17 protein-coding genes and 1 pseudogene are annotated in these 17,640 nt (G+C 69.7%); 4 read left to right on the top strand and 14 right to left on the bottom strand.

The window, feature by feature from the left end:
* Positions 1–59: 59 nt before the first annotated feature.
* The 4 genes from ABT367_RS27445 to ABT367_RS27430 all read right to left on the bottom strand — a co-directional run bounded on the left by ABT367_RS27445 (position 60) and on the right by ABT367_RS27430 (position 4,343).
* On the bottom strand, positions 60–1,274 hold the full coding sequence (locus ABT367_RS27445; protein ID WP_352255780.1) for an acetyl-CoA C-acetyltransferase: 1,215 nt from the start codon (positions 1,272–1,274) through the stop codon (positions 60–62).
* A gap of 48 nt (positions 1,275–1,322) precedes the next feature.
* Positions 1,323–2,483, bottom strand: a complete 1,161-nt coding sequence (locus ABT367_RS27440; protein WP_434975550.1) for an acyl-CoA dehydrogenase family protein — start codon at positions 2,481–2,483, stop codon at positions 1,323–1,325.
* The gene (locus ABT367_RS27435; protein WP_352255779.1) at positions 2,480–3,610 is read right to left on the bottom strand and encodes a CaiB/BaiF CoA transferase family protein; all 1,131 of its coding nucleotides are present in this window, start codon (positions 3,608–3,610) and stop codon (positions 2,480–2,482) included. Before ABT367_RS27435 ends, ABT367_RS27440 begins: the two co-directional genes overlap by 4 nt.
* Positions 3,611–3,752: 142 nt before the next feature.
* Complete coding sequence (locus tag ABT367_RS27430) at positions 3,753–4,343, bottom strand: TetR/AcrR family transcriptional regulator (RefSeq protein ID WP_352255778.1); 591 nt, start codon at positions 4,341–4,343, stop codon at positions 3,753–3,755.
* 65 nt (positions 4,344–4,408) lie between these two features.
* Between ABT367_RS27430 and ABT367_RS27425 the strand changes: the two genes are divergently transcribed.
* A complete protein-coding gene (locus ABT367_RS27425) occupies positions 4,409–5,458 on the top strand; it encodes a DMT family transporter (RefSeq protein WP_352255777.1) in 1,050 nt (349 codons plus the stop codon).
* Here the strand turns inward: ABT367_RS27425 and ABT367_RS27420 are convergent.
* Positions 5,361–5,660 (bottom strand): annotated as a pseudogene (locus ABT367_RS27420) (MmcQ/YjbR family DNA-binding protein); the annotation flags it as partial. The gene ABT367_RS27425 and the pseudogene ABT367_RS27420 sit on opposite strands and share 98 nt — an antisense overlap.
* A 103-nt stretch (positions 5,661–5,763) precedes the next feature.
* Here ABT367_RS27420 and ABT367_RS27415 point away from each other — a divergent pair.
* Positions 5,764–6,948: a saccharopine dehydrogenase family protein gene (locus ABT367_RS27415; RefSeq protein WP_352255776.1), complete on the top strand. Its 1,185-nt coding sequence runs from the start codon at positions 5,764–5,766 to the stop codon at positions 6,946–6,948.
* 27 nt (positions 6,949–6,975) lie between these two features.
* On the opposite strand, the gene ABT367_RS27410 is transcribed toward ABT367_RS27415, so the two are convergent.
* From ABT367_RS27410 to ABT367_RS27380, 7 genes are all read right to left on the bottom strand, one after another.
* Positions 6,976–7,752, bottom strand: coding sequence for a GNAT family N-acetyltransferase (locus ABT367_RS27410; protein ID WP_352255775.1), 777 nt, complete (start codon positions 7,750–7,752; stop codon positions 6,976–6,978).
* 50 nt (positions 7,753–7,802) lie between these two features.
* Positions 7,803–8,525 (bottom strand): endonuclease V, encoded by a 723-nt coding sequence (locus ABT367_RS27405; RefSeq protein WP_352255774.1) that lies wholly within the window; start codon positions 8,523–8,525, stop codon positions 7,803–7,805.
* Between the two features lie 53 nt (positions 8,526–8,578).
* Complete coding sequence (locus ABT367_RS27400; protein WP_352255773.1) at positions 8,579–9,985, bottom strand: cellulose binding domain-containing protein; 1,407 nt, start codon at positions 9,983–9,985, stop codon at positions 8,579–8,581.
* A 78-nt stretch (positions 9,986–10,063) separates the two neighbouring features.
* Positions 10,064–11,476, bottom strand: coding sequence for a beta-N-acetylhexosaminidase (locus tag ABT367_RS27395; protein WP_352255772.1), 1,413 nt, complete (start codon positions 11,474–11,476; stop codon positions 10,064–10,066).
* Positions 11,477–11,550: 74 nt separating this feature from the next.
* The gene (locus ABT367_RS27390; RefSeq protein ID WP_352255771.1) at positions 11,551–12,387 is read right to left on the bottom strand and encodes a carbohydrate ABC transporter permease; all 837 of its coding nucleotides are present in this window, start codon (positions 12,385–12,387) and stop codon (positions 11,551–11,553) included.
* Positions 12,384–13,349, bottom strand: coding sequence for a carbohydrate ABC transporter permease (locus tag ABT367_RS27385; RefSeq protein WP_352255770.1), 966 nt, complete (start codon positions 13,347–13,349; stop codon positions 12,384–12,386). Before ABT367_RS27385 ends, ABT367_RS27390 begins: the two co-directional genes overlap by 4 nt.
* Before the next feature lies 1 nt (position 13,350).
* Complete coding sequence (locus ABT367_RS27380; RefSeq protein ID WP_352255769.1) at positions 13,351–14,622, bottom strand: extracellular solute-binding protein; 1,272 nt, start codon at positions 14,620–14,622, stop codon at positions 13,351–13,353.
* Between the two features lie 207 nt (positions 14,623–14,829).
* On the opposite strand from ABT367_RS27380, the gene ABT367_RS27375 reads away from it, so the two are divergent.
* On the top strand, positions 14,830–15,654 hold the full coding sequence (locus ABT367_RS27375; RefSeq protein ID WP_352255768.1) for a GntR family transcriptional regulator: 825 nt from the start codon (positions 14,830–14,832) through the stop codon (positions 15,652–15,654).
* Between the two features lie 69 nt (positions 15,655–15,723).
* Here the strand turns inward: ABT367_RS27375 and ABT367_RS27370 are convergent, their stop codons facing one another.
* Positions 15,724–16,284, bottom strand: a complete 561-nt coding sequence (locus ABT367_RS27370) for a TetR/AcrR family transcriptional regulator (RefSeq protein WP_352255766.1) — start codon at positions 16,282–16,284, stop codon at positions 15,724–15,726.
* A 95-nt stretch (positions 16,285–16,379) separates the two neighbouring features.
* On the opposite strand from ABT367_RS27370, the gene ABT367_RS27365 reads away from it, so the two are divergent.
* A complete protein-coding gene (locus tag ABT367_RS27365; RefSeq protein ID WP_352255765.1) occupies positions 16,380–16,976 on the top strand; it encodes a DUF2867 domain-containing protein in 597 nt (198 codons plus the stop codon).
* Between the two features lie 45 nt (positions 16,977–17,021).
* Here the strand turns inward: ABT367_RS27365 and ABT367_RS27360 are convergent.
* A partial coding sequence (locus ABT367_RS27360; protein WP_352255764.1) for an inositol monophosphatase family protein occupies positions 17,022–17,640 on the bottom strand: 619 nt, incomplete at its 5' end.

Here is a 17,640-nt window from a genome sequence, read left to right as displayed (position 1 = left end):
TGAGATGCGCACTGCGTGCGGCATCTCCCCACCACAGCGGGCCGGCCCCGGCGTGAGCTCTAGATGCGCTCCACGATCGTCGCGATGCCCATACCGCCCCCGACGCAGAGCGTGGCCAACCCGAACCGCTTGTCCTGGCGCTCCAACTCGTCGACGAGCGTGCCCAGAATCATCGCGCCGGTGGCGCCGAGAGGGTGGCCGAGCGCGATGGCGCCGCCGTTGACGTTCACCTTGTCGAGGCTCAGGCCCATGTCCTTGACGAACCTCAGCACGACGGCTGCGAAGGCCTCGTTGATCTCGACGAGGTCGATGTCGTCGATGGTCAGGCCCGCCTTGGCGAGGGCCTTGCGCGTGGCCGGGGCGGGACCGGTGAGCATGATGGTCGGCTCGGAGCCGGAGACCGCGACGGAGACGATCCGGGCGCGCGGGGTCAGGCCGTTCCGCTCCCCCGCCTCCTTCGAACCGATCGCGACGAGCGAGGCGCCGTCGACGATGCCGGAGGAGTTGCCCGCGTGGTGGACGTGGTCGATCTTCTCGATCCAGTGGTACTTCTGCAGCGCCACCGCGTCGAAGCCGCCGAGGTCGCCGATGTCCGCGAAGGACGGCTTGAGCTTGGCGAGGGAGTCCGCGGTGGTGCCCGGGCGCGGGAACTCGTCGTGGTCGAGGACGGTGAGACCGCTGCGGTCCCGTACGGGAATCACCGAGCGCTCGAAACGGCCCTCCTTGATGGCGTTCGCGGCGCGCTCCTGGGACAGGGCCGCGTACTCGTCCACATCGCGGCGGGTGAAGCCCTCGGTGGTGGCGATGAGGTCGGCGCCGATGCCCTGCGGGGCGAAGTTGGTGTCCCAGTTGGTCATCGGGTCGGCGAACCAGGCGCCGCCGTCGGAGGCCATCGGTACGCGCGACATCGACTCGACGCCACCGGCGAGCACCAGGTCCTCCCAGCCGGAACGGACCTTCATCGCGGCCATGTTGACGGCTTCGAGACCCGAGGCGCAGAAGCGGTTCTCCTGGACGCCGGCCACCGTGTCGGGCAGGCCCGCGGCGATGGCCGCGATCCGGGCGATGTCCGAGCCCTGGTCGCCGACCGGGCCGACGACGCCGAGCACGATGTCGTCGATCGTGGCGGGGTCGAGGTCCGGGTTGCGGGTCTGGATCTCCTTGATCAGACCGGTCACGAGGTCGATGGGCTTGGTGCCGTGCAGGGACCCATTGGCCTTGCCGCGCCCGCGCGGGGTGCGGATCGCGTCGTAGACGTACGCTTCGGTGCTCACGGATAAGCCTTCCGGTGTGCGGGGTGAGGGTGGGAAAGATCCGGGCTGCTACGGCAGCAGGGACCGTCCGATGATCTCCTTCATGATCTCGGTGGTCCCGCCGTAGATGGTCTGGATACGGCCGTCGGTGAAGGCGCGCGCCACGCGGTACTCGGTCATGTAGCCGTAACCGCCGTGCAGTTGCAGACAGCGGTCGGCGACCCGCTTCTGCAACTCGGTGGCCCACCATTTGGCCATCGAGGCGTGGACGTGGTCGAGCACCCCGTTCGTGTGGTCCTCGATACAGCGGTCGAGGAACGTACGGGTGACGGCGCACTCGGTGGCCATCTCTGCGATCTCGAAGCGGATGTGCTGCAGCTTGGCGAGCTTGCGCCCGAAGGCCTCGCGCTCCTGCACGTACTCCATGGTGATCTGCAGCAGGTACTCGGCGGCGGAGATGGCGGCGACCGCGATGCCCATGCGCTCCTGGGCGAGGTTGGTCATCAGGTGCAGGAACGCCCCGTTGAGGTCACCGAGCAGGTTCTCCTTGGGGACCTTCACGTCCCGGAAGAACAGCTCGGCGGTGTCCTGGGCCTTCTGCCCGATCTTGTCGAGGTTGCGGCCGCGCTCGAAGCCCTCCATGCCGCGCTCGACGACGAGCAGCGACAGGCCCTTCGCGCCGCCCTCGGGAGTCGTACGGGCGACGACGATCACCAGGTCGGCGAGGATGCCGTTGGAGATGAAGGTCTTCGAGCCGTTGAGCAGCCAGTGGTCGCCCTGGTCCTCGGCGTGGGTCTTGATGCCCTGGAGGTCCGAGCCCGCGCCGGGTTCGGTCATCGCGATCGCGGTGATGATCTCGCCGGAGCAGAAGCCGGGCAGCCAGCGGCGCTTCTGCTCCTCGGTGGCGAGCGAGGTCAGATACGGGCCGATGATGTCGTTGTGCAGTCCGACCGCGAGCCCGGAGGCGCCGGCGCGGGTGAACTCCTCGGCGAGCACGGCCGAGAAGCGGAAGTCGGTGTTGCCGCCGCCCCCGTACTCCTCGGGCACGGCGAGCCCGAGCAGGCCCTGCTTGCCGGCGGCGCGCCAGGCGTCGCGGGAGACGATGCCGTCCTTCTCCCACTGCTCGTGGTGCGGCACGACCTCGCGCTCGAGGAAGGTCCGCACGGTGCCGCGGAAAGCCTCGTGCTCCTCGCCGTAGAGCCTGCGCTCCAAGCCCGAAGGGGTCGTCATGCCTGCTCCTTGTCGTCGGTGATGAGGCTCTGCACATCCCAGTCCCTGGCCACGTCCTCGGTGTGCGCACCGGGCAGCGCGGGACCCGTTCGTACGGTCCCGGGGGTCGCGGAGAAGCGCGGGGCGGGCGCGGGCTGGGTGATCCCCGAGTGCTCCACGAAGGTGCCGCGCTCCTTGAGGTGCGGGTGCTCCGGGGCCTCGCGCAGGGAGAGGACCGGGGCCACACAGGCATCCGAGTCCTGGAAGACGGCGGTCCACTCGTCCCTGGTCCGCGTCTTGAACCGCGCCTCGATGGCCGACCGCAGCTCGCCCCAGCGCGCGAGGTCCTTGCGCGCCGGCGCCTGGTCGGCGATGCCGAGTAGCGTCACGAACTCCTCGTAGAACTGCTGCTCCAGGGCGCCGACGGCCATGTAACCGCCGTCCGCGGTCTCGTAGTTGCCGTAGAACGGGCAGCCGCCGTCGAGCAGATTGGCGCCGCGCCGGTCCTGCCAGCCGCCGGCCGCCATCATGCCGTGGATCATCGCCGAGAGATGCGCGGTGCCGTCCACGATGGCGGCGTCGACGACCTGGCCCTCGCCGGTGGAGCGGGCGTGCTGCAGTGCGGCGAGCACGCCGACGACGAGGTAGAGGGAGCCGCCCGCATAGTCGCCGACGAGGTTCGCAGGGATGGCCGGGGGCTCTTCGGGCTTGCCGATCATGCCGAGTGCGCCGGTGATGGCGATGTACGCGATGTCGTGCCCGGCGCGCTGGGCGAGCGGGCCCTGCTGCCCCCAGCCGGTCATCCGGCCGTACACCAGGCGGGGGTTGCGGGCGTGGCATTGCTCGGGTCCGACGCCGAGGCGTTCGGCGACGCCGGGTCGGTAGCCCTCGATGAGGATGTCGGCGCGCTCGACGAGGTCGAGGACCGTGGCCGGTCCGGCTTCGGTCTTGAGGTCGACGACGACGGACCGTTTGTTGCGGTTCGTCACGTCGTACGCGGGTTTGATGGCGAGCCCGGCGCCGCCCGGCCGGTCGATCCGTACGACGTCCGCACCGAGGTCGGCGAGGAGCATCGCGGCGAACGGACCGGGTCCGATCCCGGCGAGCTCGACGACCCTTACCCCTTCGAGTGGCCCGTTCCCTGCCATCTAACCCCCTGCGTCTGCTGGTGAGTTGTCGCGGGGATGCGGCCCGCTCGGACTGATCTGACTGTGACACAACCGCTGTAACATCAGCGATGTTAGGAACGGGCCGCGGCGAAGACAAGGGTTTCCGAGCAAGCGCTTATTTTTACTCCCCCGCCGCCGCGAGGAGAGCGCGCGCCTCGTCGCGGGCGTGCGCGATGGGGTCGGCGAAGACGTTCAACCCATGGGCGACCAGGGCACCTTCGTGCAGCAGCATGAGAGTCCGCCCGAGCCGGTCGGCCCGGCCCGGTTCGATGTCCGCGCACAGGCCGGTGAAGAGGTCCAGCATCCACTGCTTCTGCCCGGTGATGATCGGGTACGCGGGATGGGCGGGATCGCTGATCTCCGCGTGCGCGTTGACCATGCTGCAGCCCTTGGGGGAGTTCTCCAGGGCCCAGGCGCGCGACGCGTCGAAGACGGCCAGGACGCGCTCTCGCGGCGAGCGTTCGGCGTCCAGACGTTCGGCGAGAAACGTACGCCAGCGCTCGTCGCGCCCGGCCAGATACTCCACGACGATCTGCTCCTTGGAGCCGAACCGGTCGTAGAGCGTCTTCTTCGTCACCCCGGCCTCGGCGGCGATCAGATCCACCCCGACGGCATGGATGCCGCGCTCGTAGAACAGCCGGCCGGCGGCTTCGAGCGCGCGGCGCGCGGCGGGGGTCAACACGATACGCCGGAGCCCCTCAGCAGTACTCATGGCCTCAATGTATACCGATCTGTATAGTGGAGCGAGTAAACCGATCTGTTTACTGGAGGTAGCCGATGAACATCCTGCTCTCGACCGCCTTCGTGTTCTGCTGGAGCTCCGGTTTCATCGGGGCCAAGCTCGGCGCGGGCGGCGCTTCCGCGGTCACCGTCCTGATGTGGCGGTTTCTGCCGCTCGCGCTCGTGCTCCTCGTGATCGTCACCGTGTGGACCAAGGCGTGGCGGGGCCTCACTGCCCGGGATGCGGGCAGGCAGGCCCTGATCGGTCTGCTCTCGCAGAGCGGCTATCTGCTCACCGTCTTCTCCGCGATCCAGCTCGGCGTCGCCAGCGGCACCACCGCTCTGATCGACGGCGTCCAGCCCCTGGTCGCCGGGGCGCTCGCCGGACCGCTGCTGCATCAGCATGTCTCGGGCCGGCAGTGGCTCGGACTGTGCCTGGGCATGGGAGGTGTCGCCCTCGTCACCCTGGCCGATGCCGCCGCCGGCTCCGGGGTCGCCTGGTGGGCGTATCCGATCCCGCTCCTCGGCATGCTCTCGCTGGTCGCCGCCACTCTCCTCGAGAGCCGCACCCGCACACCGGTCGCGCCCACGACGTCCCTGACGATCCACTGCCTCACAAGTGCCGTCGTCTTCACGGCCCTTGCCCTGGCCACGGGTCAGGCCGCGCCGCCCGCCGTGACCGCCTTCTGGACCACGATCACCTGGCTCGTGGTCCTGTCGACCTTCGGGGGCTACGGGCTGTACTGGCTGCTCCTTCGGCGCTCCGGCGTCACCGAGGTCAATACGCTCATGTTCCTGATGGCACCGGTCACGGCGGTCTGGGGAGCGCTGATGTTCGGCGAACCCTTCGGTCTTCAGACCGCCCTGGGCCTGACTGTCGCCCTCGCCGGAGTCGTCATCGTCCATCGCTCCGGTCGAGCTCGGCGACCCGCGTCTTCGGTGCGATCGTCCGGTAGCTCTCCTCCACCCAGTCGCACAGCAGGTCCGCCCGCGGGGCATCGGGGCCCTCCAGTGGGATGCGCACCCAGCCCGACTTCCCCAGGCCGTAACCGGCCGGCTCCGCTCCCGGAGCGGTCAGGGCGTGCGCATGGGCCTCGGGGTTCTTGAGCTTGACCGTCATACCCATCGGATACGAACCGTCCGAGACGCCCAGGAAGACGAAGACCTTCTTGTGCACCTTGGCGACGATCTCACCCCAGGGGAACTCCTCCTCGGCGCCGGGCAGTTCGAGGGCGAACGCCCGGACCTTCTCCCAGCGGGCGACCGCGGACTCGGCCGGCGGGCGCCCCGCCGGCAACGGATCGGCCATGACGTACCTCCCAGTCCTGGCCGGGCCCCTTGCACCGGCCTGCACCGTGCACGCTAGCCTCGGCCACCGACAACGGCGCGGGGGCAGGGCTGAAGGGTGAGCCATGAGTGAGCGGGACCAGCGCGACCACGACATCGTGCTGTACGGGGCGACCGGCTTCGTCGGGACACTGACCGCCGAGTATCTGGCCCGCCATGCCCCCAACGGGCTGCGCTGGGCGATCGCCGGACGCAGCGCCCGCAAGCTGGAGCAGCTGCGCGAGCGTCTCGCCGAGCTCGATCCACGGGCCTCGAAGATCGCCATGATCGCGGTGGACTCCGGTGACCGCGAGGGGCTGCGTGAACTCGCCGCCTCCGCAAGGGTGGTGGCCACCACCGTCGGCCCGTACGTCCAGTACGGCCATGAGCTGGTCGGGGCCTGCGCCGACCTCGGCACCGACTATCTGGACCTGTCCGGCGAACCGGAGTTCGTGGATCTCACCTACGTACAGCACGAGGCGCGGGCCCGTGAGACGGGCGCGCGCCTTGTGCACGCGTGCGGATTCGACTCCGTGCCCCACGATCTCGGCGTCTACTTCACCGTGCAGCAGCTGCCCGAGGACGTACCGCTGCGGATCGACGGTTTCGTACGGGCGTCGGCGACGTTCTCCGGCGGGACCTTCGCGTCCGCGCTCGGACAGTTCGCGCGGGGCCGGCAGATGGCCGCGGCGGCGCAGGAACGGCGCCGGCACCAGCCGCGTCTGGTCGGCCGCCGCGCGTACGCACCGGTGAGCGCACCGCGGTACGCGGCGGAAGTCGGGGCCTGGGCGCTCCCGTTGCCGACGATCGACGCGCAGGTCGTACAGCGTTCGGCCCGCGCGCTCGAGCGCTACGGACCGGATTTCCGCTACCGCCACTACGCGGCGGTCAAGACGCTGCCGTTCGCCTTCGGCGGCGTCGCCGCGATGGGCGGGCTGCTCGCGGCCGCTCAAGTGCCGCCGGTGCGCCGGTGGTTGTCGTCCAAGATCGCGCCCGGCGAAGGTCCGAGCGAGGAGCGCCGTGCGCGCAGCTGGTTCTCGGTGCGCTTCGTCGGCGAGGGCGGCGGCCGCCGGGTCTACACGGAGGTGTCGGGCGGCGACCCCGGCTACGGCGAGACAGCAAAGATCTTCGCGGAGTCGGCCCTCGCCCTGGCCTTCGACAACCTGCCCCGCACATCCGGCCAGGTCACACCGGCGGTCGCGATGGGCGACGCACTCCTGAAGCGGCTGCGGGAGGCGGGGATCGTGTTCCGGGTGGCGGCCGAACGCTGAACCGACGAGCCGGCCGCCCACCGGGAGTTACGGCTTACGGATGTACGGAGTCGTCACACTGACCTGCTCGAAACCGAGGCGTTCCAGGATCGGGCGGCTGGTCGGGAGTGCGTCGACCTGGAGGTAGCCGATGCCGCGGGCGGCGGCGATACGGGTGCGGTGGGCGACCAGGGCCCGGTAGATCCCGCGGCCGCGGAACTCGGCGACGGTGCCGCCGCCCCACAGGCCCGCGAAGTCCGCGTCGTCGCGCAACTCGATCCGGGCCGCGCTGACGGGTCGCTCCCCCGCCATCGCCAAGGTCATCACAAAGCTGTCCGGCCGGTGCGCGAGCCGGTCGAGCATCTGCTGCTTCAGCCGGCTGCTGTCCGTACCGAAGGCCTGCTCGTGCACCTGCGCGGCGAGCTCGATGCCCGCCTCGTCGGTGACGTCCACCAAGCGCAGCCCGTCGGACAATTCGACCACCGTCGACAGCGCGGCCACCTCGGCGATCATCAGGCTCTCGGGCTCCTCGGGGACGAACCCGGCCCGCACCAGCCGCTCCCCCAAGTCGGCCGGCTGGTCATGCGTGTAGGTCTTCCACTCGAATTCGACGCCGAGCGCGCCATAGTGGCGCACCTGCTCGGCGATCACGGCATCGGCGGTCGTCTCGTCGACGGCGGAGTACACGACGCCGTTCCAGTCCGTCGCTCCCCCGCTCTGGCGCACCACCGTCCCGGTGTCCTCGACGCGGGTACCGGGGTGGTCGGCAGCCAGTCCACGCCGCACCTGCCGGTCGAAAAGCCGCAGTACTTCCTCATGGTCCATGGGCGCATTGCAACATCTGCCGGGAGCCGGCACAAACACTTATCCGCTGCTCAGGAAGCAGCCAGAACCCGCGCCAACGCCCGACGGCACAGCGAGTCCGCGTGCCGGGTGGTCTCCGGCAGCCGATAGCGGGGCGACAGCTCCAGAGTGTGCGCGCAGGCGTTGTCGAGCGAGACCCGATGCCCGACGGACACGAACACGGGCTTGACCCCGTCCTGGGTCCTGACGGCCCGCCCGACCTCCTCGCTCCCGTCCACGAGCGCGGCCACCGATCCCCGTACGGCAGCGGGCTCCTCGTACGAGAACGTGAAGGGGTTCTTCGCGACGCCGATGGCGGGCAGCCCGGTCAGCACCCCGAGGTGCGCGGCGAGGCCGAACCGGCGCGGGTGCGCGAGCCCGTAGCCGTCGCAGACCACGAGCCCGGGCGGGGTGGCCAGCGCTTCGAGTGCGGCGAGCACGGCCGGGAGTTCACGGAAGGCAAGGAGCCCGGGGACGTACGGGAAGGAGATCCGGCAGACGGCGGTGGCCTCCTCGGCCACTTCGAGCGTCGCGGCGTCGAGCACGACGGCGGCCGCGACGACGACATCGCGCTCGTCGTCGTATGCGACGTCGACCCCTGCCACCAGCCCTTGTCCGGGCGGCGGCGGCCCGTCCTCTGCCGGCACCACACGCGCGCGCAGTTCGTCCTGCACGGCACGCGCCTGCGCCTCGGTCGTGGGCCAGGCGGCGGGGACGGTGGCAGTGACAGGCACGGGGCCGGTGACGGGATCCATGGTGCGGTCGAGGGTACGCGAGCCGCGCGCACCCCCGACCGACCGGGGATCTTTCAGCTCACGTTGTCCGTGTGCGCCACTTTGTCCGTCCGGTACTTCGCCACCTGGGCCTTGACCTGGTCCGGGGTCAGGATCTGGTCCTTGGCGTAGTACACGTAGTCGACCTTCTGGTCGTACGCCCGGGGGGTGCTGGACGCGACGAGGCCGCCGGAGATGATCCAGTTGTTGAGGTTGATCGACATGGCGGTCTCGGGCAGATACGGCTCGCCGTGCGTGCCGAACAGCTGACCGTCCACGTAGTACTTGATCGAGGTGTTGTCGACGGTGACCACCAGGTCGTGCCAGCCGGCGTAGCTCTGGCGGACCTCGGTGTGGGCGTTCACGGCCTGCCACGGCTCCGGGTTGTACGTCTCCCAGGAGGTCGTGTAGAGGATGTTGGACGGTTCGCCCCAGCCGCCGTTCGGCAGGTACTCGAAGTCGAGTTCGCCGTAGTTCGGATCCATCGGGGCGTCGAGCGGTGTGATGGTGAAGAACGTCTGCACCATGTGGTCGCCGTCGGGGCCCGAGTTGGGCGCGTCGCTGAAGTACACGCGGGACGCGTACGTGCCCTTGGTGAACTTGCGCTGGTGGTACAGCTCGGTCTGCCTGGTACCGGCCGCCGTGCCGTCGGTGCTGGTGCGCAGCGTCATGACGCTGTTGCCCGACTCCTGGGCGAACGTGACCTGTTCGGGCGCCCAGGTCGCGCCCGGCACGCCGGGTCCGCCCTGGCCGGACTTCACGGTCCAGCCGCGCTGGGCGATGCGCGGGTCGTTGTGGGCGGTGTAGTCGAGGTCGTCGAAGAGCGCGGGCTTGGTGGGGTCGGGGCCGCCCGGGCCACCGGGATCGCCGGGGTCACCGGGATCTCCCGGGTCGTTGCCCTCGGGGGCCGTGCCCCACAGGAGGGTGCCGCCGCGCTGGACGGTGACCTTGCTCCAGTTCGCGTACGAGGTCTGGGCGGCGCCGAACGAGTAGTCGTCCTGCTGGTTCAGGGACTGCCAGTCGGTGCGGTGGAAGCGCAGCTGCATGTCGCCGGTGTTCGCGCCGGCGGCCAGCGATCCTGCGCCCTGGGTGAAGCCGATCTCCAGATAGCGGTCGGCGGTGGCGGTGGGCTTGGCGAGTGTGCCGAAGGTGCCGGTGATGTTGGCGCAGCCCTTCACCGCCCAGGAGCAGGCGAAGCGGTAGGCGCTGGAGGCGGATTCGGCCTTGAAGTAGTAGCGGATGGTGAGGCCGCTCAACTGGACGGCGGAGGAGCCCGAGTTGGTGAGCTTCAGCCACGGTTCGGCCTGGTCGCTGCCGGTCGAACCGGTGTGGTACTGGGCGGTGACCGCCTCGTCGGCGGCCGCCGCGCTGGGTGCGGTGAGTGCGCCCGCGGCGGCCAGGGTCAGGGCGGCGGCGACGGCCGTGGTCCGCAATCTGGCCACGGTGGTCGTCCGTAGTCTTCTGTGCACGAGGTGTTCCTCCTCATGGTGGGGGTGTCCGGCCACCGGCAGGTGACCTGATCAGCGCGCCTGGGTCGCTTGCAGACGGCGCCGGAAATCGGGGAGATCGCGTGGGCTCTCGCTCCAGGCCACCTCGGCGAGCGCGGCGATCCGCGGGAAGAGCAGATAGTCGATCTCGGCGGGTGTCGCCGCGTGCTCGGTCCACAACTGGGCCTGGGTGCCCAGGACTTTGGCCCGCTCGTCGGGCTCCCAGTCGGCGGGCGCGGGCTCGGCGCCGTACACGTCCTCGAGCGTGACGGGGTCGCCGGGCTGGCCGGGCGGCTCGTGCGGGGCGTCGGACTGCGGATAGTCGAGATACGTGGTGCGGTGCGGGGTCATCACCAGCCGGTGGCCGCGGCGCGCGGCGCCCTGTCCGTGGGCGGCGTCCCGCCAGGGCATCACCACGAACTCCGGTGGCAGTGCGGTCGCGTCGGGCTCCGCCCAGCTCACCGGCGTACGGCCGTGGTCGAGCAGGTAGCGGCCGACCCGGGTGAGGAACCAGGCGTTCAGCTCCTTCGGGGAGAGTCCGGCCTCGGCGGCGACGGCGCGGGCGCGGGGGCTCTCCTCCCATTCCCCGGTGGGGCATTCATCGCCGCCGAGATGGATGTACGGGCTCTCGAAGACGTCCATGACCTCGCCGAGCACCGTCTCCATGAAGGTGAAGACCTCGTCGTGGACGCCGAGCACGTTCTCGCAGACGCCCCAGCGGTCCCAGACGCTCAGGCGGCGCTCGGGGAAGTTGCCGAGCGTGGGATACGCGGCGATCGCGGCCCGTGCATGACCGGGCATCTCGATCTCCGGCATGACGCGGACTCCGCGCGCGGCCGCGTAAGTCACCAGGTCCCGCAGTTCCGCCTTGGTGTAGTGGCCACCGTGCGGTGTTCCGTCGCCAGCCGTCTGGGCGCGGACCGAGCCGACCTCGGTGAGCAGCGGGTAGGCGTCCACCGGCAGCCGCCAGCCCTGGTCCTCGGTGAGGTGCAGATGCAGCACGTTCAGCTTGTACGCGGCGATGCGGTCGACGAAGTCGCGTACGTACGAGATCGGCAGGAAGTGGCGGCCGACGTCCAGCATCGCGCCCCGCCAGGGGAAGCGGGGGCTGTCGCTGATCTGGGTGCAGGGCAGGCGGCTGCCCCGTTCCATGAGCGCCGCGAGGGTGTGCACCCCGTTGACCAGGCCGGCGTCGGTGCGCGCACGAAGCAGCACCGCGTCCCGGCCCACGGTCAGTCCGTATCCCTCGTCACCGAGTCCGCTGAGCGCCGGGTCGATCGCGAGGACGAAACTGCTGTCCGGCGCCGCTTGCAGCGGCAGTCCGGTGCGCAGGCGCAGCAGGTCGGCCGCACGTTCCGCGCCCGGCGCTAGGTGCAGGGTGGTCTCCGTGTCGAGGATGAAGTGCCCGCTCTGGCGCACGACTTGGCGGGGGCGCGGAATCAGCATGCAGGTCAGCCCTTCAGGTCGGCCTTGTGGGTCAGCCTTTGACGGAACCCGGGTCAGCCCTTGACGGAATCGGGTCAGCCCTTGACGGAACCCGAGACGAAGCCGGTGGTGACCCGGCGTTGCAGCACGAGGAAGAGGATCAGCACCGGCAGCGCGAAGAGCGTGGAGGCGGCCATGGTGGCGCCCCAGTCGGTGCCGAAGGTGTTGGAGAACGAGGAGAGCCAGACGGGCAGGGTGCGGTCTTCCTGGTTCTTGACGATGAGCATGTTGGCGAAGGCGAACTCGTTCCAGGCGGTGATGAAGCCGAACAGCGAGGTCGCGAGCAGGCCGGGCGCGAGCAGCGGGAAGGTGACGCGGCGGAAGGCGCCGAGTCTGGTGCAGCCGTCGACCTGGGCCGCCTCCTCCAGCTCCACGGGGACGGCGGCGAGGAAGCCGCGCAGCGTGATGATGGTGAACGGCAGCGTGAAGATGAAGTAGAGCAGCGTCAGCATCGCCAGGCGGTCGAGCAGGTCCGTGTCGCGGGCGATGATGTAGACGGGGATGAGCATCGCTTCCCAGGGCGCCATCTGCGCGATGAACACCATCAGGACGAAGCCGCGTTTGCCGCGGAACCGCAGCCGGGCGACCGCGAACGCCGCGCCCATCGCGATGAGCAGCGCGAGCAGCACCGCCGTGACCGTCACGAACAGGCTGTTGCGCCAGAACGTGCCGAAGCCGTCCGCCGCCACCGCCGTACGGAAGTGTTCGAGGGTGAGCCGGGTCGGGACGAACACCGGGGTGTCGGCATTGATGTCGCCGGAGGGTTTGAAGGCGGTGGACGTCATCCAGTACACGGGGAAGATCGTGACGACGAAGACGGCCAGGGCGGCGAGGTTCAGGGGCAGCCGGCGCAACAGGAACCGCGGGTTCACAACTCCCCCTCCTGACGGAACAGTTGGCGCAGATAGACGAAGAGGATCACCGCGAGCAGCAGGACGGTGATGGTCGAGGAGGCGGCCTGCAGGTCGTAGTGCTGCTGGGAGACGGCCACCTGGTACGCGTAGACGGGCAGGGTCGTGGTGGCATCGTTGGGCCCGCCTTCGCTGATCACCCAGATCTGCGGGAAGCATTTGAAGACCCAGATGACTTCGAGGCAGAGCACCAGGCCGAAGATGGGCCGCAGGATGGGCACGGTCAGGGAGCGGAACATCCGCCAGTCCGAGGCCCCGTCGAGACGCGCGGACTCATAGATCTCGGCGGGCACGGTGGTCAGCGCGGAGTAGATGGTGATCGCGGCGAACGGGACCGACTGCCAGACCACGAGGATGACCAGGATGCTGAAGGTGGCGGTGCCGTCCGCGAACCAGGAGTAGCCCTCGTACGAGTCGAATCCCAGCTGGACGAGAACCCAGTTGACCACTCCGAGGCGCGAGGCGAACAGCCACTGGAAGATCGTGGTCGCCGCGAGGATCGGGGTGGCCCAGGCGAGGGCGAGCGCACTCATGACGAGGATGCGCATCGTGCGGCCCAGGCGCTGGAGCATCAGGGCGACGAGGGTGGCGAGGCCCACGATCAGGACGACGTTCACGGTGGTCCAGATCAGGGTGCGCCATACGACGTCCCAGAATTCCTGGCCGGTGAGCAGCTCGCGGTAGTTGTCGAAGCCGACGAACTCGGCGCCGCCGCGGATGAGTTCGGCCAGACCGAAGTTCTGGAACGACAGCTGGACGTTGCGCAGGAGCGGATAGACGAGCAGGAAGACCACGCCGAGCACGGTCGGCGCGATGAGCAGATACGGCCACAGGACTACGGACCTGCGGCGGCCGGGGGCAGCCGGCCGCCGCAGCTCCTGCCCCGGGGCGCGCACTTTGCGCGGCGCGGTGGACAGGGTCATCTCAGCCGCCGAGGGCCTTGCTGATGGACTCGGTGGCGGTGGCGCCCGCCTTCTTCGGGTCGGCGCCGGTGAGGACCTGCGTCATGAACTCCTTGATCGGGTTGTTGGCCTCGACGGCCGCCCACTGCGGGGAGTTGGGGGTGGCGCGGCCGTTCGTGGCGCCCTTGGCCATGGCCGAGGCGCCGGGGTCGGCTTCGAGCACGCTCGCCAGTGACTTCTTGTTCGGCACGTAACTCATCGTCGTGGCCAGCTTCTTCTGCCACTCGTCGCCCGACAGCGCCTTGATGAAGGTGTACGCCTCGTCCTGGTTGCCGGAGGCCTCCGGGATGATCAGGTCGGAGCCGCCGGTGAACACCGCGCCGGGCTTGTCTGCGCTCTTGCCCGGGATCGGGAAGAAGCCGAGCTTGCCCTTGAGTTCGGGGTTCTCCTCCTCGATCAGCTTGGCCCCGCCGGGCACCGCGATCACCTGGGCGACATCGCCCTTGGCGACCACGCCGACCTGCGGGGGCTCGGCCTCGTCGGAGTCCTTCGGTCCCTTGCCGAGGGCCTGGAGCTCCTTGTAGAAGTCCATGCCGGCCAGGGCCTCGGGGGTGTCGAGGGCGCCCTTCCAGGTCTCGCCCTCCTGCACGGCGAGGTCGCCGCCCTCGTCCCAGATCATTCCGGCGAGCGTGTACCAGTTCTGCCCGGGCAGATAAATGCCCTGCTGCTTACCGGTGTTCAGCTTCTTCGTCGCGGCCAGCCACTCCTCGCGGGTGGTGGGCGGCTGCTTGATGCCGGCCTTCTCGTAGAGGTCGGTGCGGTAGATGACCACACGGTTCGCCGCGTAGTACGGGATGCCGTACTGCTTGCCGTCGACCTTGCCCGGTTCGGCGAGACCCGGGATCCAGTCGCCGCCGCCGAGCTCCTCGACCTTGTCGCTGAGGTCCTTCACACCGCCGCTGGCCGCGTACTGGGCGACTTGGGTGTTGCCGACCTCGATGACGTCGGGTGCGTCGTTGGAGGCGAGGGCGGCGGTGATCTTCTGACCGATCCCGTTCCACTCCTGGATCTGGATCTTCGCGTCGATGGTGGGGTTCTTGGCTTCGAAGTCCTTCTCGAAGTCCTTCTGAAAGGCCTCGGAGACGCTGTCGCGCATCAGCCATACGTCGATGGTGGTGCGCCCTCCGTCGCCCTTGCCGTTCTCATTGCCCTTGTCGTCACTGCCACCGCATGCGCTGAGCGAGGCGGCGACCGCGAGTGCGGCGGCGCCTGCGAGGAGACGTGCTGTCTTCATGACCCAGCCCTTTCAGACCCACACAGAGATGACCAATTGGAAAGGTGACCAGTTGCTGATGGAGCAAGGTGGCATGGACCAATGAGGCCGTCAAGAGGCCTGGACCAATTGATGATTGGCCAGGTGAACGTCCGATGACTACAAGCCCCCACGGGGTTGACCACCTTGCCAGGCAAACCAACTGGTCATCTCTGGTAAGGTCCGCCCATGGACGGTGAATCCTCAGGAGTGCTGAAACGGGATCGTGTACGGGAGTTCCTGCTCGAACTCGTCGAGTCCCGGCGCCCGGGCGACGCGATCCCCTCCGAACGCACCCTGTGCGGCCGGCTCGGCGTCTCCCGGCCGACGCTGCGCGCCGCGGTGGACGAACTCGTCGCCACCGGTGTGCTGGTCCGTGAGCACGGGCGCGGGATGTTCGTCGCGCCGGAGAAGATCACGCAGGAGATGGTCTCGGACGACCACTCCCTCGCACTCCCCCAGGCCGGCGGCACCTGGTCGAGCCGGCTCCTGGAATTCACCACGATGCCCGCGGGTGCCCGCGTGGGCCGGCGGCTGCGCATCTCGCCCGCCGCCGAGATCACCTACGTGGCACGTCTGCGGATCGTCGACGAAGCCCCCATGGCCATCGAATACCTGCACATCCCGGCCGAGTTGGTACCGGGTCTGACCGCCGAGGAGCTCGAGGGCGGCGACCTCTACGAGCATCTGCGCACCCAGCACGGGGTGCATGTCCGCGAGGCGACGCAGTCCATCGAGCCGACCGTCACCAGCGAAGCCGAATCCCGCCTCCTGGACGTCCCGGTCCTGTCCCCCGCGCTCCTCTTCGAGCGCCTGACGACGGATACATCCGGCCGCAACGTCGAGTACGTCCACTCCGTCTACCGCGGCGACCGCTACCGCATCGTCTCCCGCCTCACCTTGGGCGCGGCCTCCACCGCCGACGCCCACCACCCGGGGATGCCACCGGACGCGGCGGGGTTCGGAGCTGCGGTGCGGTCGATGACGCGGGGGGATGTGCACGGGGCGGACTAGGGGCCGCGCACGGGTGGACCGGAGGCCGCGGACAGGGCGGTCCGGAGGTCGTCCCCGCGGCCTGCCGCACTACGCCAGCAGTCGCTGCCTGATGAGCTCCATCACCTGCGCACGGCTGTACTTGCCGTTGTCGGCGGCGTTGAAGTGGTTGCCGATGCGCACCGAAACCGCGAGCAGACAGCGGACCTCCACCTCGGCCTCGTCGGGGCAGAAGGACGAGAACAGCGAACGCAGGTAGTCCATACGGCGGTTGTCGACGCGGCGCAGCCGCTCGGCCACGTCCGGATCGCGGCGGGCCCAGTCGCGGACCGCCATGTCGGCGGTGACGCCCCGCACCGGCCCGTCGGTGGCGGCCGCGACGATCGCGAACAGCCGCTCCAGCCTGGCCCGGGCATCTCCGCCGTCGCTCTCGACCTGCTCGATCACACCCTCGGCGACCTCGTACTCCCAGGTGTCGAGCATCTCGGTGAGCAGAGCGGCCCGGTTGCGGAAGTACCCGTAGAAACCGCCCTTGCTGACACCGAGCGCCTGCGCGAGCAGCTCGATCCGGACGGCTTCGGGGCCACCCGCGACCAGCGCCCGCAGGCCCTCCTCGATCCACTTCTCCCGTGGTGTGCGGGCTGTCGCCATGGGTGTGCGCCTCCTCACGTCCCGCCGAGTATACGGTGCCGTATAAATGGGTCTACGCTCGTTCTATACGCCACCGTATAGACAGGGGTTTGCTCATGCGACTTCCCCGAACCGCCCACACCGGTCGCCCCTGGCGCATCCACGAGATCGCCGGCGACTTCACCGTCGAGGACGTCTGGGCACTGCCCACGCCCGGCGGGCCCGACGACTTCGTATGGCTGGTGCGCCAGATCTCGGACGGCATGCAGGACGGGGTGAAGGGGGAAGGTCCGGTCTCCCGCGCGCTGTTCGCCATCCGCTGGAAGCTCGGTGCGCTGCTCGGCCTCGACAAGCCCGGCGCCGGCGTCGACCACCGGGTGCCTTCGCTGCGCGACAGGCTGCCCGCGGACCTGCGCGAGGGCCCGCACGGCCCCGGACTCGGCTCGTCCCCGTTCACCTCCCTGTATCTGCGAGGCGACGAGTGGGCCGCAGAGATGGGCAACAGGACGGTGCACGCGGTGATGCACATCGGCTGGGTCTCTGACGGCTCCGGTGGCCACCGCGGGCAGATGGCCGTCCTGGTGAAGCCGAACGGGCGGCTCGGCACGCTCTACATGGCGGCCATCAAGCCGTTCCGGTACCTCGGGGTGTACCCGGCGCTCATGCGCTCCATCGGCCGCGAGTGGCAGGCGAACGCCGCGGTGCGTACGTGAACCAGCCGCCGTACGCACCGGAACCACGGGTGCTGATCCGCGCGGTCAGCCGGCGATGAGCGCCATCAGGCGGGCATGGGTGGCCGCGTCGGCCGCCGCCACAAGTCCCCGTCCCCCGGCCCCGATCGGGCCGCCGTCCACTCCCGTGACCACGCACCCCGCCGCCCGGCACAGCGCGATCCCGGCCGCGAAGTGCACGCTGGCGGACAGGTCGCCGCCGTCCGTGACGTAGGCGGCGCGCTTGCCCGCCGCGACCCACGCCAAAGCGAGTGAGGACGAGACGACCCGAGGGCGGAAGTGCTCGATGAATCCCTGCCGGGCCAGCAGTCCGACCGCCCGGAATCCGGGCGCGCTCGGGAACGGCGGGTCGAGGTTGACGTCGACCAGACTGGTCGCGGGCGTCGGGGCGAGCGGGGTGTCCGCACCGTCCCGGGACGAGACCCACGCGTGCTGCCCGTCGGTGGCGAACACCTCGCCGCTGAACGGATCGGCCACGGCGGCGGCCCGGTCGGGCAGCGCGACGTTGACGGCCACGACCATGTTCCCGACCGCGTAGTTGAGCGTGCCGCACAACGGATCCACCAGCCACTCGCGCCCTGCGCCCTCGGCGCCCTGCCGGCCGCCCTCCTCGCCGAGGGCGCAGGGCGCGAGTGGCTGGTGGATC

Origin of the sequence: Streptomyces mesophilus (genome assembly GCF_040300965.1) — a bacterium.
Classification (GTDB): domain Bacteria; phylum Actinomycetota; class Actinomycetes; order Streptomycetales; family Streptomycetaceae; genus Streptomyces; species Streptomyces mesophilus_A.
The sequence above is the reverse complement of the archived record's forward strand: the minus strand, read 5'-3'. Positions and strand labels throughout refer to the sequence as shown.